The organism is Paraburkholderia franconis (assembly GCF_009362735.1).
GTDB lineage: Bacteria > Pseudomonadota > Gammaproteobacteria > Burkholderiales > Burkholderiaceae > Paraburkholderia > Paraburkholderia franconis.
In genome coordinates, this window is sequence record NZ_WHNP01000095.1 from 1 (window position 1) to 21,596 (window position 21,596).

21 protein-coding genes and 3 pseudogenes are annotated in these 21,596 nt (G+C 59.8%); 11 read left to right on the forward strand and 13 right to left on the reverse strand.

Annotation, left to right across the window (positions count from 1 at the left end):
• A pseudogene (locus tag GCT13_RS42025) lies at positions 1-247 on the forward strand (IS256 family transposase); the annotation flags it as partial.
• A gap of 820 nt (positions 248-1,067) precedes the next feature.
• Here the strand turns inward: GCT13_RS42025 and GCT13_RS42030 are convergent.
• Positions 1,068-2,111 (reverse strand): IS630 family transposase, encoded by a 1,044-nt coding sequence (locus tag GCT13_RS42030; protein ID WP_321574976.1) that lies wholly within the window; start codon positions 2,109-2,111, stop codon positions 1,068-1,070.
• On the opposite strand from GCT13_RS42030, the gene GCT13_RS42035 reads away from it, so the two are divergent.
• From GCT13_RS42035 to GCT13_RS42045, 3 genes are all read left to right on the forward strand, one after another.
• Positions 2,110-3,483: a hypothetical protein gene (locus GCT13_RS42035; protein ID WP_152767730.1), complete on the forward strand. Its 1,374-nt coding sequence runs from the start codon at positions 2,110-2,112 to the stop codon at positions 3,481-3,483. The genes GCT13_RS42030 and GCT13_RS42035 overlap by 2 nt on opposite strands.
• A gap of 321 nt (positions 3,484-3,804) precedes the next feature.
• On the forward strand, positions 3,805-4,008 hold the full coding sequence (locus GCT13_RS42040) for a cold-shock protein (RefSeq protein WP_152767731.1): 204 nt from the start codon (positions 3,805-3,807) through the stop codon (positions 4,006-4,008).
• A 244-nt stretch (positions 4,009-4,252) separates the two neighbouring features.
• Positions 4,253-4,438, forward strand: a complete 186-nt coding sequence (locus GCT13_RS42045; RefSeq protein WP_152767718.1) for a hypothetical protein — start codon at positions 4,253-4,255, stop codon at positions 4,436-4,438.
• 561 nt (positions 4,439-4,999) lie between these two features.
• On the opposite strand, the gene GCT13_RS42050 is transcribed toward GCT13_RS42045, so the two are convergent.
• The 5 genes from GCT13_RS42050 to GCT13_RS42070 all read right to left on the reverse strand — a co-directional run bounded on the left by GCT13_RS42050 (position 5,000) and on the right by GCT13_RS42070 (position 8,798).
• Positions 5,000-6,088: a polyamine ABC transporter substrate-binding protein gene (locus GCT13_RS42050; protein ID WP_152767719.1), complete on the reverse strand. Its 1,089-nt coding sequence runs from the start codon at positions 6,086-6,088 to the stop codon at positions 5,000-5,002.
• A 760-nt stretch (positions 6,089-6,848) separates the two neighbouring features.
• On the reverse strand, positions 6,849-7,052 hold the full coding sequence (locus GCT13_RS42055) for a hypothetical protein (RefSeq protein ID WP_152767720.1): 204 nt from the start codon (positions 7,050-7,052) through the stop codon (positions 6,849-6,851).
• A 210-nt stretch (positions 7,053-7,262) separates the two neighbouring features.
• A complete protein-coding gene (locus GCT13_RS42060) occupies positions 7,263-7,541 on the reverse strand; it encodes a hypothetical protein (RefSeq protein ID WP_227747295.1) in 279 nt (92 codons plus the stop codon).
• Positions 7,542-7,906: 365 nt separating this feature from the next.
• Positions 7,907-8,431 carry a PRC-barrel domain-containing protein gene (locus tag GCT13_RS42065; protein ID WP_407670937.1) on the reverse strand — a complete coding sequence of 175 codons (525 nt, stop codon included), beginning with the start codon at positions 8,429-8,431 and terminating at the stop codon, positions 7,907-7,909.
• A 187-nt stretch (positions 8,432-8,618) separates the two neighbouring features.
• Positions 8,619-8,798 (reverse strand): hypothetical protein, encoded by a 180-nt coding sequence (locus GCT13_RS42070; protein WP_152767722.1) that lies wholly within the window; start codon positions 8,796-8,798, stop codon positions 8,619-8,621.
• A gap of 135 nt (positions 8,799-8,933) precedes the next feature.
• On the opposite strand from GCT13_RS42070, the gene GCT13_RS42075 reads away from it, so the two are divergent.
• On the forward strand, positions 8,934-9,500 hold the full coding sequence (locus GCT13_RS42075; protein WP_227747296.1) for an SEL1-like repeat protein: 567 nt from the start codon (positions 8,934-8,936) through the stop codon (positions 9,498-9,500).
• Between the two features lie 349 nt (positions 9,501-9,849).
• Here GCT13_RS42075 and GCT13_RS42080 read toward each other — a convergent pair whose 3' ends face one another.
• Positions 9,850-10,314 carry a hypothetical protein gene (locus GCT13_RS42080; protein ID WP_152767723.1) on the reverse strand — a complete coding sequence of 155 codons (465 nt, stop codon included), beginning with the start codon at positions 10,312-10,314 and terminating at the stop codon, positions 9,850-9,852.
• A 190-nt stretch (positions 10,315-10,504) separates the two neighbouring features.
• Between GCT13_RS42080 and GCT13_RS50090 the strand changes: the two genes are divergently transcribed.
• A complete protein-coding gene (locus GCT13_RS50090; protein WP_227747298.1) occupies positions 10,505-10,831 on the forward strand; it encodes a hypothetical protein in 327 nt (108 codons plus the stop codon).
• Here the strand turns inward: GCT13_RS50090 and GCT13_RS51040 are convergent.
• The gene (locus GCT13_RS51040) at positions 10,737-11,360 is read right to left on the reverse strand and encodes an H-NS family nucleoid-associated regulatory protein (protein ID WP_321574978.1); all 624 of its coding nucleotides are present in this window, start codon (positions 11,358-11,360) and stop codon (positions 10,737-10,739) included. The two genes, GCT13_RS50090 and GCT13_RS51040, sit on opposite strands and share 95 nt — an antisense overlap.
• Here GCT13_RS51040 and GCT13_RS51045 point away from each other — a divergent pair.
• Positions 11,241-11,504 (forward strand): hypothetical protein, encoded by a 264-nt coding sequence (locus tag GCT13_RS51045; protein WP_193727917.1) that lies wholly within the window; start codon positions 11,241-11,243, stop codon positions 11,502-11,504. The genes GCT13_RS51040 and GCT13_RS51045 overlap by 120 nt on opposite strands.
• Before the next feature lie 4 nt (positions 11,505-11,508).
• On the opposite strand, the gene GCT13_RS42090 is transcribed toward GCT13_RS51045, so the two are convergent.
• Complete coding sequence (locus GCT13_RS42090) at positions 11,509-12,312, reverse strand: GGDEF domain-containing protein (RefSeq protein WP_227747297.1); 804 nt, start codon at positions 12,310-12,312, stop codon at positions 11,509-11,511.
• Between the two features lie 915 nt (positions 12,313-13,227).
• Between GCT13_RS42090 and GCT13_RS42095 the strand changes: the two genes are divergently transcribed.
• Positions 13,228-13,452 carry a hypothetical protein gene (locus GCT13_RS42095; protein WP_321574979.1) on the forward strand — a complete coding sequence of 75 codons (225 nt, stop codon included), beginning with the start codon at positions 13,228-13,230 and terminating at the stop codon, positions 13,450-13,452.
• A gap of 1,189 nt (positions 13,453-14,641) precedes the next feature.
• Entirely contained in the window at positions 14,642-14,941 is a 300-nt protein-coding gene (locus GCT13_RS48850; protein WP_193727915.1) for a hypothetical protein, read from the forward strand.
• Positions 14,942-15,172: 231 nt separating this feature from the next.
• On the opposite strand, the gene GCT13_RS42110 is transcribed toward GCT13_RS48850, so the two are convergent.
• Positions 15,173-16,390, reverse strand: a complete 1,218-nt coding sequence (locus GCT13_RS42110) for a S53 family peptidase (RefSeq protein WP_152767725.1) — start codon at positions 16,388-16,390, stop codon at positions 15,173-15,175.
• 381 nt (positions 16,391-16,771) lie between these two features.
• Between GCT13_RS42110 and GCT13_RS42115 the strand changes: the two are divergent.
• Together GCT13_RS42115 and GCT13_RS42120 are read left to right on the forward strand one after the other, a co-directional pair.
• Positions 16,772-17,496, forward strand: a pseudogene (locus GCT13_RS42115) (IS6 family transposase).
• Between the two features lie 23 nt (positions 17,497-17,519).
• Positions 17,520-17,764: pseudogene (locus GCT13_RS42120) on the forward strand (type II toxin-antitoxin system Phd/YefM family antitoxin).
• Between the two features lie 561 nt (positions 17,765-18,325).
• Here GCT13_RS42120 and GCT13_RS42125 read toward each other — a convergent pair.
• The 3 genes from GCT13_RS42125 to GCT13_RS42135 all read right to left on the reverse strand — a co-directional run bounded on the left by GCT13_RS42125 (position 18,326) and on the right by GCT13_RS42135 (position 21,457).
• Positions 18,326-19,552 (reverse strand): sensor domain-containing phosphodiesterase, encoded by a 1,227-nt coding sequence (locus GCT13_RS42125; protein WP_193727916.1) that lies wholly within the window; start codon positions 19,550-19,552, stop codon positions 18,326-18,328.
• Between the two features lie 121 nt (positions 19,553-19,673).
• Positions 19,674-21,074 (reverse strand): GGDEF domain-containing protein, encoded by a 1,401-nt coding sequence (locus GCT13_RS42130; protein ID WP_152767727.1) that lies wholly within the window; start codon positions 21,072-21,074, stop codon positions 19,674-19,676.
• 86 nt (positions 21,075-21,160) lie between these two features.
• Entirely contained in the window at positions 21,161-21,457 is a 297-nt protein-coding gene (locus GCT13_RS42135) for a hypothetical protein (RefSeq protein ID WP_321574980.1), read from the reverse strand.
• Between the last annotated feature and the right edge of the window lie 139 nt (positions 21,458-21,596).

Consider the following 21,596-nt stretch of genomic DNA (forward strand, 5'->3'; position numbering starts at 1 on the left):
GGCGCTCATGCGTGGCCTGTCGACGACCAACATCATCGAGAATCCGAACGGCGCGGTGCGCCGTGTCGCGGGGCGCGTGAAGCGCTATCGTGACGCCGATATGGCCTTGCGCTGGACGGCCGCAGGCTTCCTGGAAGCTGAGAAGCACTTCCGGAAAATCCTCGGCGTGAACGAGCTCTGGATTCTCGCTGCCGCCTTGAAACGATCGACCTCAAAATCGATTGACCACGATCGGAAGGTTGCCTAACCTATGCCGCACCCGCCGTCCCAACCTTCAACTGTCTTCGGGACATCGCCAGTGTAACGGCAGGAACTGCGAAGCGGTTATGTACACACATGACGTACGCAATGACGTACGCTACCGCGGCGGCCTTCGTGAGGGATCCTGAAAACGCTCACCTTTCGTCTCGTGCCGGATACCGATCCGCCTTTTCGCCACTGAGGTCTGGCGCGACTCTCCTCCTTGCCGGTCCACAACGGGTTTGCCGCCGCAGATCGGGCTATCCGGTACCATCGGATGCCGTGCGCGCCAGTAGAACAGGCGGCGCAACCAGCGCGCGATAAACCCACGTCAAGCCGATGCGCCGAGCGTGCCAGGACCAGCCGATGGAAGCCCTGGTGCAAACAGGGAGATCGGAAGAGATTGTTGATATAGAAAGGTATGTTTATCGGGCAGACAGAATAGCGTTCCACACAGCGTGTGCAGCGGCATCTTTGAGGCCGTGCTTCCGAGAGCGAACTGGCCTTGTCGAATACGATGCGTCAACTCAACGCCACTGGCTGCCACGAGTCGATCGCGATTGTTTCCACGATTCCGAGCCGGCCAAATCGAGTGTTCAAAGATGTCCCCTGGTAACTTATAGTTGTCCATGGCTGCTTATGTCACCGCTACTGATGCATCAAATGCCGACATCACCCCGTCTATAATGAAAACATTCAGCAGACCAACGATCGCATGGAGCCCTACCTTATGAGTCAAGCCCGCGGGCGATATGCGGGATCCCGGGATAGCGGCCAACGTCAACCTCGCCACGAAATATTGATCAGTCACACAAATATCTAACATTTCAAATGATGCCATCGGCGGCGTACGCGACATGGGGCGCCTCAAAGAATCTCGCGATGATCTGCGGCTGATGCTGCCTGTGATAGAGCCAACTACGCGCGTCCTGCTTGAGCGCTTCGGTGTCGCGCGGGCGTCGCTGTCCGACGCCCCGTTTGATGTCCGCATTGAGCAATTCGTCCGGATTCAGCTCTGGCGCATACGTCGGCAGGAGGAACATTTCGATCTGTTCGACCCGCCTGGCCAGCCACTCACGAACAGCTTTCGAACGATGAACCGGATGGCGATCGACGATCACGAAGACCTTGCGGCGTGACTGTTTGATGAGCCGCCGCAGGAACCGGATGAACACGTCGTTGGTCAGGTTCGAGTCGAACACCATGAAGTTCAGCTCGCCCTTGTTGGTGATCGCTGAGATCACGTTGCAGCCGAACCGCTTCCCGGTTGCACGAACGATGGGTGTTTGCCCCTTCAGGGCGAAGCTGCGGCCACGCACATCATCCGAACGCAGCCCGGTCTCATCGCTCCAGTACAGCGCGGCATGTTCGCGCCTGGCGCGCGCGGCAATCTTCGGGTATTCGTCCTTCAACCACGCCTGAATCGCGGGTTCGTTGCGTTCATACGCCCGTCGGACAGGACGTTGCGACGAAAAACCCATACGTTTCATGTAGCCGCTGACCGACGCCAGACTCAGCGATACGCCAAACTGCTCTCTGATCAGGTGCCGGATCGCGGCCCGCGTCCACAGGTAGAACGGCAGACTCAACTGATCCGGCATTTTGCGCGTCAGCCAGCCATGCAACTTGCGGCATTGCGCAGGGGTGAGCTTGCCGGCTTCGCCCTTACGGCGTCCACGCTTTTTCGGCGCCAGCGCCTTCGGTCCGCCAGCGCGATGTATCGCCATCCACTGGTTGACCGACCAGCGCGACACGCCGAATACCTCCGCTGCTTTCGTCTGGCTCAATCCGTCAAGCACGGCATTGATTACCCGCACGCGCAATTCGCTCTGGGCTTCGGCCGGCATGTTTCGCGCATCCCGCTTCGGCATGGCGACTCCTGCATGTCAATATGCCCAGGATACACCACATGTTAGATATTTGCATGACCGATCAATAAAATCCCCGCCCAACCGGCAGGGACAACCGTATGTGAAGCCCCCTCCTCGAGACTTCACTCAGACTGCCTCCATTTTCAAAACCCGATCGTTTCAGTTCCTCGTCGATGCGGTGGGCGCAGAGAATATCGCGATAGCACTTGAATCGAACATGACGCGCGTGGCCGAACTGATGAAGGGCGAAAGATTCACGCCCGAGACCGCTTTTCATATGGAAACCACGCTTGGGTTGCCGCATGGTTTTTTTGACCATCCCAATCCTGCGCTCGCGGCCGAGACCATCGCCCGTCTGAAGTCGCCGCTCGACTTCGTACAAGCGCACGACGGACCCGACGTGGAGTCGGAAGCACCTGAGCCGGCTTCTGCCCTGAACGTCAATCAACAACCATTTCTTAGTTTGTCCGAGGAAGCGCAAATGCCAAGGAAAGCAGCTGGCGGGTCACCCAGAGCCGTCAAGAATCGTCAAAGCGAAATGGCCGGACAGCCTGAATCACATGCGCCGCTAAAAGCTTCGCCGTCGAAACGCAAGACGTCTGCCGAAACGTCCCAACAGCAACCGCTGGCATTACACGACAGCGCCGAGATAGAAAGCATCCGGCGCGCCAATCTCCACGTTCTCACGAGTCGCAAGGGATCGAAAGTAACACTGGGTGTGGTCATGGCGATGAGTGTATCCAACATGAACCATCGGCTATACGGCAAGAAACGAATGGACAGTGCCGAAGCAAACCGGTTCACGGAGCGACTTGGTTTGCCAGTTGGCTGGTTGGATACGCCGCGCTCCGAAGCCGAGATTCCAGAGTCGGTGTCGCGTATGCTTACGCCTGCTTCGCGCGGTCGCGTATCCGAACAACACGAGCCGGTTGCGGCCGCAACAAACGATGGCGTGCCAGGGAAGGTCGATGCGAAGGCGCACGCGGCGCGCGCGCGGGCGACCGCCCTGGGCGATCCGGAAGGCCCCTCGCCTGTTTCGGCGGATGTGGCAGGCGAGAAAGAGGCGATTGTCGTCAGCCCGCAGGATCATGTAAGTGATTTCCGCGACGACCTTGCCGGTCGCTCACCTGAAAAAACTGATGGCGAGGCCGCGGCAGCCACACCGGCAACCCTTGAGTCGTTCCCTGCCTCCGCCGTATCGCAGCGAAACCCTGTACCGCGCCCCTTCACTTCCGTGACCAGCCTGGACAATCTTCACGGTATTGAACCGATAGCGGAAGCATTGATCAAGACGCTGGCTGGTAAAGCGCGCACGGGTCGACTGGAAGAATTGAAAGCGCTGGAACTTTTGCAGCAAGCGGTCCTGTTGTGAGCCGGTGGTAGCGGGCCAAGCACGCGTGTGCCATGACGCATAAGGCGCATCGAGGTGGCATGGGCCCGGTGCGCGAACAATCGCTCCATTTCGGATCGACGATCGACGACGGATTCCGTCGCCGAGCCGATGCAGCCGCCGCTAGCCTGAACAACCAGCGCCTGAGCCGGTTGGGGCCACCGGAAAGCAGACCGTGTGCTGTCCGTGGACCTGCTGATTGGCAGGTCCCATCCCGACGTGGTAAAAGTCTTCCGTCGCGGGCGGCCGCTCCGTGCCGTACCGCGTTCGCGAATGCGGTTTTCAACGTCTACAGGTTCAAAAATGGCAACTGGTACAGTGAAATGGTTTAACGATGCGAAGGGCTTTGGTTTCATCACTCCGGACGAAGGCGGTGAAGACCTGTTCGCCCACTTCTCGGAAATCAGAGCTGAAGGCTTCAAGTCATTGCAGGAAAACCAGAAAGTAAGCTTTGACGTGAAGATGGGACCGAAGGGCAAGCAGGCCGCAAATATCAAGCCTGTGTAATCGGGACGCACATTATCCTGGCGCGTAACCCGCCCCGCGCGGGTCACATTTCTTATGGTCGGCGTGTCAGGAGTCTGTGAACGGAGTAACAGGCCGTTCACATGCAGTCGCGCAACGAGCGATAAGATCTTCATCGCGATAAATCAAGCGATCAACGCCCGCAGCTCCCGGAGACGGCCGGTTGTTTTTTTAATGCGCTGTTGCGCCCAGACTCAAGCCACGATAAATGCCTGGCTCTCTCGCCATGAAAGACAAGGCGCTCAAAGCGATGAAGCGCGCTCAAATTAAATTAACAATCTTCGTGGTGCAACGCACAACACAAGAAAAGGATCGCTGCAATACTGCCCAGAACTTTTCATCAAGGGCGATTGATGAACAGCACACCGTGGCAAAACGGCTTCCTCGCTGGACGTCTGGGCAAACCGCTTGAAGCCTGCCCGTACTGGGGCTTCGAAGTATGGGAGTGGATTTCCGGATACGTTGACGGACGCGCCGTGTCGTCTCCGATAACCGTCGATCGCAAGAATGCGGCGCAGATTGCAAGGCTTTGCGAGCATACGCGTCGCGCGCGACTCGAATGACTTGCAAGCATTGATTAACCACCACTTCTCCGCTCCTACCGCCAGAATTTGCACGAGAAGTACGATCACCCCGACCCAGCAAGGGCGAGGCATCGGAAGCGAGTTGATAGGCCGGCTGCTGTACACGCCGGGCCGATGGACAACCGTGCTGCACACGCGACGCCAGCTGGCCAGCGCTCTACGAAAAACTCGGCTTCACGACGATCGGCACGATCATCCAGCATCAGGGCGCCGGCTTTCGCATGCCGCCCTCGCCTTGCCGCGAGGCGAGCAACTGCGCCCCGTTCAGGCGGGCGCACGCGACACCGAAAGGATGGCGTCTGCTAGCGCGGCGTCACAAAGCCCCGGGCTCTGGATACCGAGGGCGTTATGATGATGCTTTCCTGCACAGCCGTCCGGTTTGGACTGGCTTAGCGGCCGGACTTGAACTCGGTCCACAGCCGCGTCTGCAGACGCTGGATTTCAGGCGGCAGCGGCTTCAACAGGAACAGCGTCTTGACGAGGTCCGCCGGCGGATACACGGCGGGATCGTTCGCGACATCCTTGTCCACGTACTTGCGCGCTTCGAGGTTCGCGCTCGGATAGTAGACGGCGTTCGTGATGGCCGCGTGGACCTGCGGCGTCTCGATGTAGTTGATCCACTCGAGCGCGGCTTCCTTGTTCTTCGCGTCCTTCGGAATCGCCATCACGTCGAACCACACGGGCGCACCGCCCTTCGGAATGTAGTAGTCGATCTTGTACGGCTTCTTCGCTTCGAGCGCGCGATGCTTCGCGATCACGACGTCGCCCGACCAGCCGTACGCGAAGCAGATGTCGCCGCCGACCATGTCGTTGATGTAGCCCGACGAGTTGAACTGCGTGATGTACGGACGGATCTTCTTCAGCATCGCGAGCGCGGCGCGGTAGTCTTCCGGGTTCGTGCTCATCGGGTCCTTGCCGATATAGTGCAGCGCGGCCGCGAACATCTGGTCGGGCGCGTCGAGCACCGACACGCCGCACGCCTTGAGCTTCGAGATGTTTTCCGGCTTGAAGAGGATGTCCCAGTTATCGAGCGCGACGCCCTTGCCGAGAATCTGCTGCACCTTCGTCACGTTGTAGCCCAGGCCCGTCGTGCCGTACGCCCAGGGCACCGTGTACTTGTTGCCGGGATCGGCGCCCGCGACGAGCGCCATCAGCGATGGGTCGAGGTACTTGAGGTTCGGGAGCTTCGACTTGTCGAGCGGCGCGAAGATGCCCGCTGCGATCTGCTTGCCCGCATAGTTGCTGGTCGGCACGACGATGTCATAGCCGGAGTTGCCCGTGAGCAGCTTGGCTTGCAGCGTGTCGTCGCTGTCGTAGTTGTCGTACTTGACCTGGACGCCCGTCTGTTTCGCGAAGTTCGGAATCGTGTCCTTGGCGATGTAGTCCGACCAGTTGTACACATTCAGTTGCGTATCTTTTGCCGCCGCCGACATAAAAGGCGTAGCGCACAACACCAGCGCAGCCAGTTGGCCCACCATCTTTTTTTCATTCCGTTCTCCGTTCTGACCGGCGTGAAAGCCGGTCGCTACCCCGCTTCAGGCCGCTTGGAATTGCCGGCGGCTACCCTGGAAAAACCGAAAACTACCATCAAAGCGCGATTCAAAAAAACCGCCGGATGTCGTGCAAAGGGTATGCGCGCGGCGTGACAATTGAAAGTTTGATGTGCGCCGCGATGCCAGGTTTCGACCAGGGGTATTCGTCCTTTTCCAACGCCTGCCCGCCCGCGCCGTCGCGCGCTTTCGTGTCCCCAGACATAGGCAGGCGTCGAACAAACCTCAAGACGACCTGCCCGTCAGTTCACGCCTCTTTGATCTACCCTCTCACTTGCTGGCGGAACTTGTCCCGCCAGGGCCGAAAAGCGTCAAGCGCGCCCACAACCCTCGTCGCGGAAATTCACTATCGAAAGCTGAACGGTGTGCGCATTCGATGCGCGACGCAAGACGTGAAGAGCCAAGGCACTCGCGCTCGCATAAGGCAGCGTTTGCGGGATTCTGAGAGGCACTAGCGCCAGCTTGTCCACTCTGACGGCCCCGCCCACGGGCCGCCGCGAATGCCTTGGCGGCAAGGTGCTCGCATTCGCATCAGGCAGCGTTGTTTGAGAGAGACCAATGCGGGCCGCGCCCACGACTGCCGCGAACACCTTGACGAGGTCTACACGATTGCCTGTTTAGGGCCGATCGCGCAAAGCATCAAACTCTGCTGAAGCAGGGTTCTGATACTTCGCGCCGAGGCCGTGTCTTATTGCGCCGCCTTCTTGTGCGTCACGTGGTGACTCACCTTGTGCATGTGCTTCGTCGTCTTGTGTGCAGGCGCCGGCGTCGTGGCGGCCGTGGCTGGAGCCGTAGCGGTGGCTGCCGGTGCGGTCGCAGCAGGTGCGGACGCCTGGGCGAATGCGACAGTAGCAAACAGCGATGCAATCAGGGCGGCAGCAAGCTTCTTCATTGGAGTCTCCAGTGGGGGGAAGGCGACGAATCATTGCGTCGTCCACTGTCAAAACGCATCGGGCCCGGTTTCGTTGACGTCAGGGGACCGGATTGTTTTGGGAATCAGTCACACGCCTTTCATAAACGACGCGACCTGGAGCGCCGGGCGGCGTTTTCCTTGATGCCGGGTCTCTCGCGCTGCCCAGGCCGGGCAACCACCGTGGACACGTTATCCGTTCTCCGCATCGCCGAGCGCTTCGATGGCATCGACGAAGTCCGTCAGGTCTTCAATTTCATCGAGCGCGCAGATGGCCGTGTCGAGGTTGTCGATGGACGCTTCCGCATTTTGCCCGGGCTCGCCGGATTGCCTGCTTGCGGACATGTTGTCGAAAGCTTCCTGTTCGTCGTCACGGACGGCTTCCAGTTCGCTCCGGATGCTCCCGGCTTCCGCCTTCAGCTCATCGACCTTGACTTTCAGCGCTTCGAGGCGTTGCCTCTGCGCATGCATGATCTTTCGCCGCCTGTCGTTCATATCAGGTCACCACACGATAGCGGGGCGGGTTGTCCAGTCACGCGCGGGGTGATGAAACCCCGCCTGCTCAAAGCTCCCCATGATGGCTTCGATCGTGTCGTCGGAGCTTACCGTCACCGCGCACCTGGTCATCAAGTCTCGCACGCTCATCGCCAGACTGCTTTTTTTGAACCGAGAGGGCCTTTTATCCCAGGCAGGCCAGCATCCTATCTTTTATTCGTCTGCAGGACTTTACGGTATCCGTTGTCCGCATCCTGCGTGGTCGCATGGACCCAGCCAGGGCTTGAATAGTACGTGCGGAGGCGCTCGCGTGAGGCCGTGCGATGCACGTATCGCCAGTGTTAAAGCTTGACGTCCCCTCGCTCCGGCGACGCAGGCGAATCCGCGACGCTTTCGCCGATCCGCATGTCGCCGCGCTCGTCGACGGGTAGTTCCGTGCGACCTCTCCAGTATGGCTTGCCGCCGTAGTATGCATGTACGGTGTTGGCCCAAGCCGGATCGGCCATCGCGGGCCAGTTATCCCTGTCGAAGCCAGGTGCGTTCCTGATCTGCTCGGACGATGCCGACACTACAAAGCGTTCGCGCGACGTGTCGAGCGTCAACATGGCCCACGGGATCGCGAGCAGCTTGCCGCCGATACCGAGAAACCCGCCGCTTGCCGGCACCGCGTACGCTATATGGCCCGTGCGCACGTCGAGCATGATCTCCTTGATCTTGCCGACGTCGTCACCGTCTGCGCTCAGCACGGTATTGCCGTCGAGAGTCGCGGCAGCCATCACATCGGGACCGGGCCCGTCGGCCGGATCGGCGCTCGTGCGCGTGACCTGTGCTCCGCCTTCAATGGCGGACCGATGGGTTGGATTCACGATAGCACTCCTTATCTATCAACAACGGATTTGCGAAACGACGTGATGCGCCCGGCTTTATAGTCACGACGATCTCTTATAGTTACTGATCCTGTTTCACAGGTCGTGCGTCACAAACGTAGGGCTCAATCAGCGATCCATGACGGACATGCTGACTTCGGCACAGCCGTGCTCCGTGGCGTGATCCTCAATCGTCCGGCTTGTGTGCTATTTGTGAGAGATCATCCTCCCACACTCGCGCCTCGCGCACCGTTGTGCCTTCATCAGAAGACCCGGAAACATCGGTCGGGACAGTCCTTTCCTCGTCATTCTGCTGTGCCTGCCGGTCTCGCCCCGCCTTGTCACTCATCTTGCCTTTAGCTGCCATGCCCGCTCTCCGTCTTTCGCAATGTATGGTGTTGCGCAAGGGTAGCTGAGCAAGTTTCGCGCCGCGCCACCATATGACCTCGCCAATTGATCGCATTGGCGGCCTGGCACGAAGCCTCATGGCAGTTGTGCCGGAATGAAGCTCGACAGGTACCTGCGCTTCCGTGCCTCCCGTCACGTCATTGCAGCAAACAAGACCGGCTTCCTGTCACCCGAGTCGCTCGCCGCCATCGCAAATGCGCTACTGACCAGCACATTAAGCCATGCCCCGCATCTGGGCCGCTGGTTACTGGAGCGCATTGGCGTCAATCGCCATCCAGCCTGGCGAATGGCAATGGCCATTTCCCTGGTCACGCCGACAGGTGGAGAGGCGGACTTTGAGAGAGGAAACGCAATCCTGGAAGACGTGATGAAGGATGAAACTGCGGACGGTCGTCTGCGCGGCATGGCCGCCGCCGCGCTGGCCGACAGCACCCGGCTCGGACGGGGCATGCAGGTTGACGTGAGCCGCGCGCGCTCGCTTTACGAGCAGGCCATTGAACTGGGACACAGGGCCGCGGCACGCAATCTCGGGCTTTTCTGGGAAGGCCTGTGGGGCGCGGACGACAACGGATTCATCCCGGACCGCACGAAGGCCATGCAGAGCTATCGGCGCGGTGGAGATGACTTCCGCTGCCAACGCCGTCTGGAAGCGTTGCGGTGAAGCTGCCCTGCCCGCCTCTCGAGGGCGAGCACGCGGCGCTTGATTGGTTGCTTCTGCATCACGGCTACACCGCGGCCCACATAAGGTCGGGCTGACGCGGGTCGGCTTGAGGCTCAGGGACGGACGGATTTTTCGAACGGGGCCTGGTCCTGCGTTTTCGTTTCGATCCCGAAGAAGGCCGGATTCGCGCCGGTGTTCTATGCAGCGAGCAACCAGCCTGGCATGTCGCTGGGTCCGTTCCATTCGTTGCCGCGCGCGTCACGGTAAAGCGATGGATGGTCGATCGCGTGCTGGATTGATTCGGCACGCGCTTCCGGCGTGATGCCGGATTGTTCCGTGGAAGTAGCGGCTACGCGCGCTTGCGCAGCAGCTGATCGAACGACTCGCCCGCACGGAAACGTTCCAGACGGTCGCTCGCCTCGGCGATTGCAGCGAGCGGCGCGAGCTGCATCTGATAGTCGTACGTCGCGACGATCGCGGCGATTTGACGGAAACCGTCGTCGTCGAGCCCCCACAGATTGGAATCGCGACCTCGGTCGAATGCGGCGGAAACGACGCTTTCCGCCACCCGCATCTGCTCAAACGTCGCGTCGCCATATCCAGCTTCCGCCAGCAGGCCGGTCAGGATCATCACCTGGCACAGTGTCTGTGCGGCATTGACATTGCCCATTCCCCGCCGCATCGCATCGAGCGCGACATGCACCTGCAGACAGACACGGTCCACCTCGGCGCGCGGCATGGGTAGCGGCATTGTCTTGCTCCGGCGTGCGCGTGCCGCCTGGTTCGTTCTTGCAAATGGGATCGTTCTGGCCATCAGAGGGACGAAGTCTGTTTTGATGCTCGCCCGAATGCTACACCACACGGTGCTCACGAATCACTACGCGCGCCAGGCTGTTGTACAAACAGGCGGCCCGACAACGCAGCCGCCCTCCTTTTTGCGCATAGGCAGACGGTGCAGGCTTGCTTGCCGGCGGTGAGGCTGGCGGCGACGCGACGACGGACCCATGCAAACGACACCCGGACCGCTCAAGCAGGACGGCGACGTCCTGCTCATACCGGAACTTCTGAGACAGGTGCGCTGCGGCAATCAGGCCGAGACCGGTGCCGAGGTCACATCGCTGGTCGGTGCAACCGCTTGCGGAGTCTGCCGTGCCTTTTTCTCCGGCGCTTTCGTCGTCACGGGCTTCTTCGCCACCGCCTTGCCAACTGCGGCCTTCCTGGCAGGCGCCGGTTTTGTCACCGCCTTGACCTTCTTTGCGGCGACCTTCTGTGACGCGACCTTTTACCTGCAACCTTTTTCGTCGCGGCTTTTTTCACCGGAGCCTTCGTAGCCGTAGCCGATTTCGAGGCCGAGGATCCCGCTTCCGCGCCCGCGATCAGAAACTTCGAGCGATCCTTTGCACCAGCCAGCCATGCCGGCGCCGGACCACGGCCACTCCAGGTCGCACCACTCTTGGGATCGCGATATTTCGGAGCCTGGGGACCCCGCACGTAGTTGCCTGCTTTCGCCAACTTTGTACCGGCAGATACAGGTTGTGCCGCGCTGTCGTCAACCAGAAACTTCGTACGGTCCCTCGCGCTCGCGATCCACGCCGGCGCGCGGCCGTGTCCCGACCAGGTGGCACCTGTCTTCGGATCCTGGTATTTCGCTGCTGATGGTTTGGCGTTCGCCGTGGTGTCCGGTTTGCGGCCACGTTTCTTGCCGCCGATGTGTGCATCGATATCCGCGATGGTCAAGCCATGCTTCTCCATCAGGTCACGAATCTTTGCAATGACGGTGGACGACTGTTTATCGGCAAGAGCATCGGCCTGCGCCTGGAGCTTTGCGATGCGTGCCTGTACCTGTTCGAGCGTCGCCATTATTTTCCCCCTTGGTTTAGCGATGGCCGCACTATGCCACACAGTACCAATCAGACGCTAGTGTCAATCCTCTCTGGCAGCGAGCATGTCGCGCGCCTGTTTTACGGTTTGTTAAAGGACGACGACTGCACTTTTCAGTCGTGAAGTATCACGCCGCAGTTAGGGAATCCGAAATTGCCAGTTCAACGCGCCCTTTCCCATTCCGCTTCGCGCGATATAGCGCCGCGTCGGCGCGACCTATCAGGTCGCCGAGCGTATCGCCAGAAACGCATTCGTCGATACCGGCACTGAAGCTCCAGCGAGGCTCATCTTCGTGTGTTGAGCTAACGCCGGCCGACGACAGAACGGATTCAATCAGTCCGGCGACCTGTTCCCGTCCAGTCTGCGGGAAGAAAATTGCAAACTCTTCCCCGCCGAGTCGCCCGAAAAGGTCTGTACGGCGAAGCTGCCGCGACACGTCAATTGCAAAGTTCTTCAGGACGCGGTCACCGGCCGGATGCCCGTAACGATCGTTGATGACCTTGAAGTCATCGAGATCAATGATGGCAACCGAGAGGAGCGAACGGGAAGAAAGGGCCGCCTTCAAAAGTTCTCCTCCGCGCAACAGGAGCTCGCGTCGTGCCAGTAGACCTGTCAACTCGTCGACTGTTGCGAGGCGTTGCGCATGGTCCACGAGACTGTCGTTCACCAGCATGACGAGGCCGATGGAAAGCAATAGCAGCGAAAGGACACCGGCTGAGATGAAGCAGATATTCCATGCAGACGGCTGTAGAACGCTTGCGGTCGGACTGGCGAAGAAAATGCAATGAACGACTCTCGACGCGTGTACCACGGTGCCTGCAGCCGCTGCCATGATGACCAGCCAGTGCCCGTACTGACGCCGATGCACCGTGTGGGAATTCCAGATCGTCCAGCCCACGGCCATTCGTGTATAGCCGAGTACGCCCGACATCACAGCTGCTCGCGCGTTCTCATTGGGCGCAAACACAGCCCAATAAAACACCGCGCCGACTGACACAGCCAGGCCAAGGTACTCATACCTCCGGATAGTCGGACGACCGGCAAAGCGACGGCAGCCTTGCAGGATCAGCACCGCGGCCGCAAGAACGCAGCTACAGGTAGTGAGTACGACCGGTGGCGGGTAATGACCGCGCCTTGAAACAAGCACAGCGAATGCGACAAATAAAATGCAGTGCGCGGCGAGCCATCGCTCAAGACCCGCGATGCGATGACGCGCGAGGCTGCCAAGCACGGCGGCCGCTTGCGACGCATGCCACCAGGGCGACCACAAGAAGAACGGCAGTGCTGGACATTGGTCTGGGTTACGTTGTTGTTAGCCTTCAGCCTGCGTTCAGAAAGCGGCAAGTAGGCATATGCGACGTGAGCACCCCTTTTTGCCTCACTTACCGCGCAGAAACGTCGCCTCATATCGAGCGAATCTTATTTCTTCCCTGCGCGCCGCTCGGCGATTTCAGTCGTGTCGACGAGATGGGCTATTTTATTCCCGGTCGGTCTCGCAAGCCAGTTTGAAGGCTGTATTCATCCATGACGATGGGCGCACTCGGCTGGAAGCATGTTGTAGCAACACCAAATCCGTATCTGGTAAGGAAAGCGGTACCCTTGTGCCACGGCCTGTCACCTTCCAATCCTCACCCCAAAGCTTTCACCCAAAAGAAGTCCGACGGAAGAGCTAACCTGCCCGCAGCAGTGAAGGCTTATGAACGTCGTACGGGTAGCGTCCCGCATGCCCAGCGACGGTCGAGGGGAAAACGACAACGTACAGGTGATTGGCATGGTTCAGCGAGCGGTGTAGCGTTCGCCCCGGTTATTCCAGGATTGCTGTCATTCACGGGGAGTCGGTTCAGCGGTGCAAACAGATACGATTATCGAGCAGGACATCATGCATCTCGGTCTGGTTTTGCGCGCGATCTTTTTCCGACGCACTGCCGACGCCACCACGACGCCGTACTGGCGCAACCGGCTTCACACGCTTTTCCAGTCACTACATCTCTCCGACTATCAACGTCACTGGATCCAGGAGCTCATGCATGAGCTTCACAAGTTCGAGCGACAGGGTATGCGCGACCGTTAGCGCCATGAACCTTGCGGTCAGGAAACAGCACCACCGGAAAACACCCAAACACCCGATATCCCAGCGGCCCAGATCCCGGCTGCCTTGCCCGCGTCCGGCCAGTCACTCACCACATCCGGGACAATTGGATCCGTCGCAAGCAAACGGCGGCATGCTTCCACCGGGAGCTGTTCGCGGAAAATGCCCTGTCCGGCGCCGACGTCGGTTCACAGCGTCGGCTTGGTCGATGATGGACAGGTCCCCGTATCGTCCTCTGCGTTGTGACCATCCGACTCGTCCAGAGGTTGGCACCGACCCCCGAACCCCGACTCCTGGAAATCCTCACCTTTTTCTGGCCTGCTAGAGCGGGAAAATGGTAGATGCCGCCCGTCCTTGAATTACACCGGGCCAATTGTGTTGTGGAAAAAATGATTTGAGAGCATGTTTTAAGGCATTTTCTTGACACAGCGATCGTGGCGCGTCATAGAATGCACCTGCTTGCTGCATAAACTGAGTAGCAAGCGCCTCCTAACTCGAGAGTGAATCAACCACGACCATGGCAAAGACTGAGGCGCGAGCGCTGAAAAAGCTGAAAGACGCAGCGGTTTAAAAGTAGCGCAATCGCGCGTGCCGCCGATCAGATCAAGGCTTTCCTGATCGGCCCCTTGCGAGCGAAGCGTTTATCAAGGACGCCGGAGCTGGGGGGCTGATTTTTTTATCCGACCGCACCCTGACCGAAGATGCAACTTGGCCCCTAGCGACGCAGGGATAGCGGTCGTCGAGCCAGGCAAATGTTCAACGTATGACGTAAGGGGCAGGCGCGGTGGGCTTTTAAGAGTCTTAAATAGAAGGCTGCAAACACCAGGACGATGCCGATATTCACTTGGAGCCGCTCCCAGAATCGAGTCCTGAAGAACAGTAAATCTACACTGACGACGACGGCTATCAACAACACAACGTAAAGCGGAGCAGACGTGTTCCTTCTCATTCCAAATGCCATTTATGTACCAAAATCTGCTTACCGATGAAGTGCCGGAGTTATCTCAGAGAGTCCGTTGAAGTACAACTAAGGCAAGAGCGAGGAGCAGGCAACATGGCTGCGCGCGAAATACTGCCTCGCTTCGAACCATGGATGAAGTGCAAGTAGCTATGGCCCGCCTTGACGCCAGCTCGTTACGGTCAGACGCTCCACGGCTGCGAGGTAGCGCGCTTGCGAAGCATCAGCATCGTCGCTCTGTCCAGTGCTCAAAATATCGAACAGATGCTCGGCGACCACCGAACCGATCGCGTGAACCGCATCGTGTCGCGTCAGTCCTTCTTTCGTAAGGCGATGCATGGCTTGGACCACCGGTTCGAGATTCATCGCAAGCTGGTTTTCAATGATGGTGTGGAACGCGGCATGTGCGGTGACATTCGGAAGCTTGATGTGTGCCGCGCGATACCACGCTTCGACCAGAACAATGCGCTCCTGTTCGTCGAGTTCGAACCACAGCCCCGGTTCGGGGAATGAGAGCGCCTATCATCAGAAGTCCGCCAAACATTTTCACGTTGTTAAAGCACACGCTAAAATCAGAATAATTGAGGGTAAATAATGGCATTATCAACGATCGCTTTAAAACAAGCACTTTTTTAAAGCACGTGACTAACGGCGTCCCTTGGTGCATTCGACGCTCCTATTCCAGGAACCAGCCGCACGTGCACCCCGCGCGAAAGACGGGGCGTCGTGCGGACACGGCGCCAATCACGGCAGTGCGACGAGCCCGTCAATCAGCTTCGCCGCCTGTGAAGACCCGAGCCCCGTCACGTAGTCGTACCCGCCGGCGGCGTTGCAGATTGCGCCGCAGCTACCGTTGCTGCCGGTCGTCACGTCATGGTAGTCGCTGCCATACGCCGATTGCCCCGCGGTGTAGAGCAGGTTGTACGTACCGCCGACCTGCGCTTTGCCCGCCGCCGCACGCATCGAGTTGACGATAGCGAATAGCGCCGCCCATTGCGGTGCGCCGGCGCTGGTGCCGCCGACCTGGAACCAGCCCGATTGGCCCTGGTATGTGACCGTGTCGTAAACCGCGAATCCCGTATTCGGATTGCCGTTATAACTGACGTCGGGGATGCCGCGGTGGCCCGCGTACGGAACGGGCCATGCGGCCTGCCCGGACGGCTCGGGCTCGTAGGCGCTCAGGCCGCCGCCGCTGCCGCTCCACGCGGTCTCGCCGACATAGTTGCCGTACGCATCGGCAGACAACGTCGTGCCACCCACTGACACAACATACAGTGACGCCGCCGGATATTCCGCACCGTTGCCGCTGTCGCCCGAAGACGCGACGAAAGTAACGCCTGACGTCGTGCTGAAGTGGCCATCGAAGCTGCCTTCCGAACTGAATTCACTGCCACCGAAGCTCATCGAGACAACGGACGCGCCATTTCGGACGGCCACGTCGACCGCCGCCATCAAATTGTTGAAACTGTTCGACGCCGCCTCGACCAGGATGATCTTCGCATTCGGCGCGATCGCGTGCGCCCATTCGACGTCGAGCGCCATCTCGAGCGACCAGCCCGAGTCGCTTCTGGGCTTGCTGCCGTTCGCATAGATTTTTTTGAAACAGCCGTTCGCCGTCGTGCAGGCAGGGAGCGAGAAGGTCGAACTGAAGACGGCGAGATCCGATTCGATCTTCGGGTCGTCATATGCGTCGACGATCGCGATCACCATTCCCTCGCCCTGGTTCGTGATGGTGTCGAAGCCATACGCGTGCCGTATCATCGCGGGCGTCAGCCCGACGACCGATATGGTGGACGCCCGGTGCGCCTTGTTAACGTGAAAAGGCGGGCGCGCATAACCCTTCGGCACGCGGGTGCCTTCGACATACGATTGTCCGTCGCTTTGTGCGAATGCAACGCTGGATGCGAAGGCCGGCATGCACAAAGCCGTTACCAATATTGACGCTAACAAACGGTTTTTCATTGATCGACCTCCGCTCTGATTATTTCGACAACCGGGCATCTTCTGCTATAGCGGCTGACAACACGCAAACTTGAGGTCGAAGATGTAGCGTCCGCGACAGTGCGGCGACGCAGTCCTCGAGCCCCCCGCGGAGAAGGAAGAACGCTGCCGCAACTACTGCGTAAACCCCTACGACGTCGGTCGAATCGGTTCTGTCTCGCCAGCTTGACGATCTTGAGTCGACGCTGACGTCACGGCTACCGCATCAAGGGTTAGAGGCGGTCGAATCCTGACAGCATCCCGATTAGAACGGGCAACGACCAGCACCTCGCCGCTTCTGTCATAAGACCCGCTGAGCGGGCATTGTCACGTTGGCAAGGGCGGTCGAGTTAAGATGACCAGATGACAAAGACCAAATCGCCCTATCACGGTCACGGTTCCCTGCGGCGGTCATTAGCTGCGCGGTGCGTTGGTACTTCCGGTTTCAGTTGAGCCTGGGCGACATCGAAGAGTTGCTGTTCGAGCGTGGCGTCGTGGTCAGTTATGAAACGATCCGGCGTAAATTCGGCGCGGGCTTTGCGCATCGCGTTAAGGCTTCTCGGCGCAAACCCGGCGCGACATGGCACCTCGACGAGGTGTTCGTGACGCTGCGCGGCGAACCCTGGCTGCTATGGCGTGCGGTCGACCAACACGGCGTCGAACTCGATATTCTTCTCCAGAAGCGCCGCGACAAGACCGCGGCGAAACGGTTCTTCAAGCGCGTTCTTGCCTCCTGTGCCGAAGCACCGTGCAAGATTGTGACCGACCACCTACGCAGCTATCCGGCCGCGAAAGCCGAAATCGCCGAGCTGGCGCACGTCAAGCATGTCTTCGTCAAAGCCAGCGCCCGGGTGAACAACCGCGCCGAAAACAGTCATCAGCCCACGCGGGAACGCGAGCGTCGGATGCGTGGTTTCCGAGTCCCTCAACGCACCCAAGCGTTCCTGTCGAGCTTCGGCCCGATCCGGCAGCACTTCGCGCTGAAGAGACATTTGCTACGCGCCTCCCTTTATCGCAACCAGCTCGCCGCACGCTTTGTCGCATGGCGCCACTTCACTGAGCTCACCCAAGGTTCGTCCGCTTTCTGAGAGCACGGGCTCCCTCTCCGTCATTGCGTCGCGAACAACTCAACGTGACAGCGCCCTCGCAGCTAATTGATGCGGCAGAGTCTGGAGAAGAGGTTGTGATTTGCAGAGCGGGCAAGCCTGCAGTCCGGCTGCTGCCGGTCAAGGCCGGAAGGCGACCCGATGTATCGGCGTCTTGCGCGGCAAGATCCATGTCGCCGACGATTTCGACGCGCCGCTTCCCGACGACTTGCTGGATGCATTCACGGAACGTCCGATAAACAGAGAGTAGCCACCGCTCGGAACACCCGTTTCCGATCTGTCGAGGTCAACGCTGACAGTTGCGGCGTCTGTAAGTGAAAAATCACCTGTCCGGTTGACAACACCGCGCGAACACGCGGGCTAAGCCGTGAACTCCTGCGCGTATCGTCGCCTTGCGATCATCGAAGAAGGGTTGTCCGCCGCTTCGCCCGCTGCGTTCACTTTATCGTTCAGTAGTGCTTTCCACCTTTCTTCTCGGTGGATCGGCCGCTGCCGCTACTGCTGCATCTTTTCTGCGGCATTTGTCCGCCCTCACTCGAGGGTATCAACCTGCGCGGCACCTTCGACTTTCCGATTGCCGGCTGCGCGGAGCGACTCATGCCACGCCTGAATCCCAGCATGCTATTCCCTTCGAAGCGCACCGGCTCCAGTTGATGCCCGGGATGCGCATTTCTTCCCTTGCTGGAGGGCGTTAAGAGAATTCACCGGTTCAGCTGATTGTCAACGTGTATTGTCATCCTGATGAGTTGACGCTTTATTGTATAGACACCGTCTCCTCCAGACACGCCTGCCTGCTCCAGCGCCACGAATGTTAAGCCGACTGGGTATCGATCAATGCCGCGGCCTTTTCCAACAACATAGGGCGGGCAAGCAAATACCCTTGCACCATTTTGATGTCCAAAGACCGCAGCACGGCCAGTTCGGCGGTAGTCTCAACGCCCTCAGCGATGAGGACGCTATCCGTCTCCCTGGCAAAGACGACCATTGCCGATGTCAGGGCACGCTTGCTCGAGTCGTCTTCGATGCCACGAATCAGACTTGCGTCAAGCTTGATGAGATCGGGATGCAGGCGCAGGACATGACGCATGCTGGCGAAACCGGCACCGGCGTCATCAACCGCGAGGCGTACTGACGCCGCCCTGAGCGGTGCAAGGGCTTCGATTAGCGCTCCATAGTCCGCCACATGGCTATGTTCCGTGAGTTCCAGCACCACACGCCCGCCCGGCATTCCTCTCAACACCCTGGTGAGCTCGCCGCACAAAATGGTGTCAGGGGAGACATTGACGGCCACATAAGCCGGTTGAAGTCGTGGTAACCCTTCCAGTGCCTGGCGAATTGCAGCGAGCTCAAGCTCTTTTCCCAGACCGACTTTCGCGGCGCTCGCAAACCATTCGTCTGGCGACCCATGACGGAAGCGGGCAAGCGCTTCGAAGCCGATCACGTGTTCATCGTCCAGTGAATAGACAGGCTGATACACGACCGACAGTTCATGCTTGGTCAGGACCTGGCGGATGCGTGCGACCATTTCGTCATGCTCGTGGGTAACGTCCCACTCACGCTCGACCTCGTGAGCCACGAGTTCCGCGAAGGCCGCCATCACCTGCAGGTCCCGCTGGTTCAATGAAAGGTCCGGTGCGTGGTTAAAGCAGCACAAGGCCCCGTAGACCCGGCCGCCTTGCAGTCGGATCGGCACGCTCAGATGTGCCCCGACAGGCCAGGTCGTCGTGGTCGGGAGCCTCTGGGCCGCGGGTACGCGCAGGGTGTCGCGGATGAGGCCAGGCAGACGGCCGTCGACCACGCGGCCACATAAACTCTCCGCGCGTAAGCACGAATCACCCACCGCCATCGGTGCGGTCGCTGCGGCGTCGACTTGCCGGAACACGAGCCGTTCGCCGATAAATTCCGCGACGAACGCGACATCCATGCCCAAATGAGTGCGCACGGTTTGGACAATGCGTGCGACCGCGCCGGTTCGCCCGCCGGAGGGGCGCCGACGAATATGCGAAAGCAAGGTACTGATCATCGCCCTGGCTTGCATAAGTCTCCTGTCGCACGGGTGCGATCGAGGCGCCGCATGTGGTGATGTCCTATAGAGCGTCATCAAGGCGGAGGGCTACCCCATCTGACGCTCACCACTGGATAAGCGCATAACGTTGCGACTACGCAGCCACCACGCGATTGCGCCCCTCACCTTTTGCGCAATAGAGCCGCTGGTCGGCCGTGCGAAAAAGTGCATCGAGCGAGCCGCCATCCGGGCCGAACTGCGCGACGCCGATGCTGACGGTGAGGGCGATGTGCTTTCCGGAGACGGCCCCGAACGGCGTGCCGGCGATCGTTGCACGAATCAGGCCGGCGATCGTACTCGCAACATCCAGCCTGGTTTGGGGCAACAGGATCATGAATTCCTCCCCGCCCATGCGCGCCACCCCTTCGTATGGCGCGATCACCTCGACGCATTTCTGCACGAAACTTTGCAGGACAACGTCGCCGGCTTGATGTCCGTAGCCGTCGTTGATCGCCTTGAAGTTGTCAAGATCGAGCGCCAGCAACGAGAACGGCGTGCCGTCGCGCTTCGCGCGCGCGATCTCCTCCTCCACACGGACAATGAAGTACCGCCGGTTCACGGCGCCGGTCAGCGGATCTGTGGCGGCAAGGTGTTCGAGCTTCTGGTTGGTCCGTTGGAGTTCCTCGAGCGCGCGCTCGGTGCGGATGCTCGCCGCGGCGAGCCGGGCGATCATCACTTCCTGACTGTAGACGGTCGCAAACGAGCGCGTGGTATGAAAGGCCTGGACGACGGCGTAGCTCAATAAAAAGAAGCCGCCCGCAAAGATCAGGTGGGCGAGCCACCACATGTGGTTCCAGGGCCGCCCGAGCAGGAACGCGAGCGATGACAGCGCGAACCAGGTCACCGAGATACCGAACGTGACCATCAGCGGCGAACGGATGCGGCGGACCATCAACGCGGTGACGTTGAGCGCCGAAAAGAGCAGCGCGGCGGACTCCAGCGAGCGTATGAGACCCACACTGGCGATCGTTGAACTGGCCACCGCTGCAACGAGCGCGTCAATCAGCACGAACGCGGCAATCCATGTTCCCCAGAGGCGAATGTTCGTGCGCGTGCCAGCGTCGTCGGGCGGGCGCCCGAACGACAGTACCCCGACCAGCAGCAGGAAGGCCATCGCCAGGCGTGAGGCGGGTCCGTACAGCAGAAACAGCCACAGATGGTGGTGGGCCAGTCCCGTGAACGCGCCATGCAGCGTATAGATCAGCACAAAACCCAGAAAGCCGAGCGTCAGCCAGCGTAGCAGCGGTTCGCCCGATGAACGGTAGCAGCGCCACGTGACGTACGTAACGAACGCGCCTTCGGCCGTCGCGGCGGCAATCGCGACTTCGTGGAACGGGTGATTCTCGAACGTGAGGGACGGCGCCTGGATGCCGGCAAGATACGCGATCGCGCCAGCCGGAAGCAGCGCAAACCCGGCGATGAGCAAGCGCGCATAGGCCCGCGTCACGACGCCAATGCCCGACGCCGGAGCGTGGACCATTGAGATGTCGCTCATTCGTTTCCCCTCCGATCTTTAGCAATCGAGTGGAGCGCTGCGGTCATTCCTTCAGAGGCTAGTACAACATCCCGTAAATTGCTTGATTAATTATCCGGCTGTAAATAGGGCTGCARGAGCGTGACGACGACATYGGCCATCTCCTCGAGCGAGCCGGTTCCGGGCAGCGGTTCCCAACGACCACTATGGCTGCGGAAGGCAGCGCCATAACGATTGCGGCCGARCTCTGTGAGGCGCGCCACAACAGTGGGCTCCTCATCGTCCAGACGTTTGATCAGCAGGTGACGTCCGTAGGCTTGCGTAACAATTTGGTCATGGCCGAGCAAGGTGCGTAGTTGACGCTGAAGTTCGGCCGCGTAATGTTTGGTGGGTATGGCTGGCACGTCGGTCCCCTCGATTACGTTGCGCCGGTTTGTAGTGGGTAGCCCCGGAAACTCCATTTGAAGGGGCGCGCTGCCTGATTATGCTGGCGGATAAACTGCGCGGTTCGCTCGCGCAGGTGCGCGGTGCTGGTATGGCTGG

Excerpts from the sequence above, each read along its gene's own strand:
- GCT13_RS42130 (WP_152767727.1), bottom strand. The coding sequence starts at position 21,074 with ATGAGCGACATCTCAATGGTCCACGCTCCGGCGTCGGGCATTGGCGTC.
- GCT13_RS42075 (WP_227747296.1), top strand. The coding sequence starts at position 8,934 with ATGAAGCTCGACAGGTACCTGCGCTTCCGTGCCTCCCGTCACGTCATT.
- GCT13_RS42050 (WP_152767719.1), bottom strand. The coding sequence starts at position 6,088 with ATGGTGGGCCAACTGGCTGCGCTGGTGTTGTGCGCTACGCCTTTTATG.
- GCT13_RS42055 (WP_152767720.1), bottom strand. The coding sequence starts at position 7,052 with ATGAAGAAGCTTGCTGCCGCCCTGATTGCATCGCTGTTTGCTACTGTC.
- GCT13_RS42040 (WP_152767731.1), top strand. The coding sequence starts at position 3,805 with ATGGCAACTGGTACAGTGAAATGGTTTAACGATGCGAAGGGCTTTGGT.
- GCT13_RS42110 (WP_152767725.1), bottom strand. The coding sequence starts at position 16,390 with ATGAAAAACCGTTTGTTAGCGTCAATATTGGTAACGGCTTTGTGCATG.
- GCT13_RS42045 (WP_152767718.1), top strand. The coding sequence starts at position 4,253 with ATGAAAGACAAGGCGCTCAAAGCGATGAAGCGCGCTCAAATTAAATTA.
- GCT13_RS42035 (WP_152767730.1), top strand. The coding sequence starts at position 2,110 with ATGGCGACTCCTGCATGTCAATATGCCCAGGATACACCACATGTTAGA.
- GCT13_RS50090 (WP_227747298.1), top strand. The coding sequence starts at position 10,505 with ATGCAAACGACACCCGGACCGCTCAAGCAGGACGGCGACGTCCTGCTC.
- GCT13_RS42080 (WP_152767723.1), bottom strand. The coding sequence starts at position 10,314 with ATGGCCAGAACGATCCCATTTGCAAGAACGAACCAGGCGGCACGCGCA.
- GCT13_RS42090 (WP_227747297.1), bottom strand. The coding sequence starts at position 12,312 with ATGTCGGGCGTACTCGGCTATACACGAATGGCCGTGGGCTGGACGATC.
- GCT13_RS42060 (WP_227747295.1), bottom strand. The coding sequence starts at position 7,541 with ATGCATGCGCAGAGGCAACGCCTCGAAGCGCTGAAAGTCAAGGTCGAT.
- GCT13_RS51045 (WP_193727917.1), top strand. The coding sequence starts at position 11,241 with ATGCTTCTCCATCAGGTCACGAATCTTTGCAATGACGGTGGACGACTG.
- GCT13_RS42070 (WP_152767722.1), bottom strand. The coding sequence starts at position 8,798 with ATGGCAGCTAAAGGCAAGATGAGTGACAAGGCGGGGCGAGACCGGCAG.
- GCT13_RS42030 (WP_321574976.1), bottom strand. The coding sequence starts at position 2,111 with ATGCCGAAGCGGGATGCGCGAAACATGCCGGCCGAAGCCCAGAGCGAA.
- GCT13_RS51040 (WP_321574978.1), bottom strand. The coding sequence starts at position 11,360 with ATGGCGACGCTCGAACAGGTACAGGCACGCATCGCAAAGCTCCAGGCG.
- GCT13_RS42125 (WP_193727916.1), bottom strand. The coding sequence starts at position 19,552 with ATGCAAGCCAGGGCGATGATCAGTACCTTGCTTTCGCATATTCGTCGG.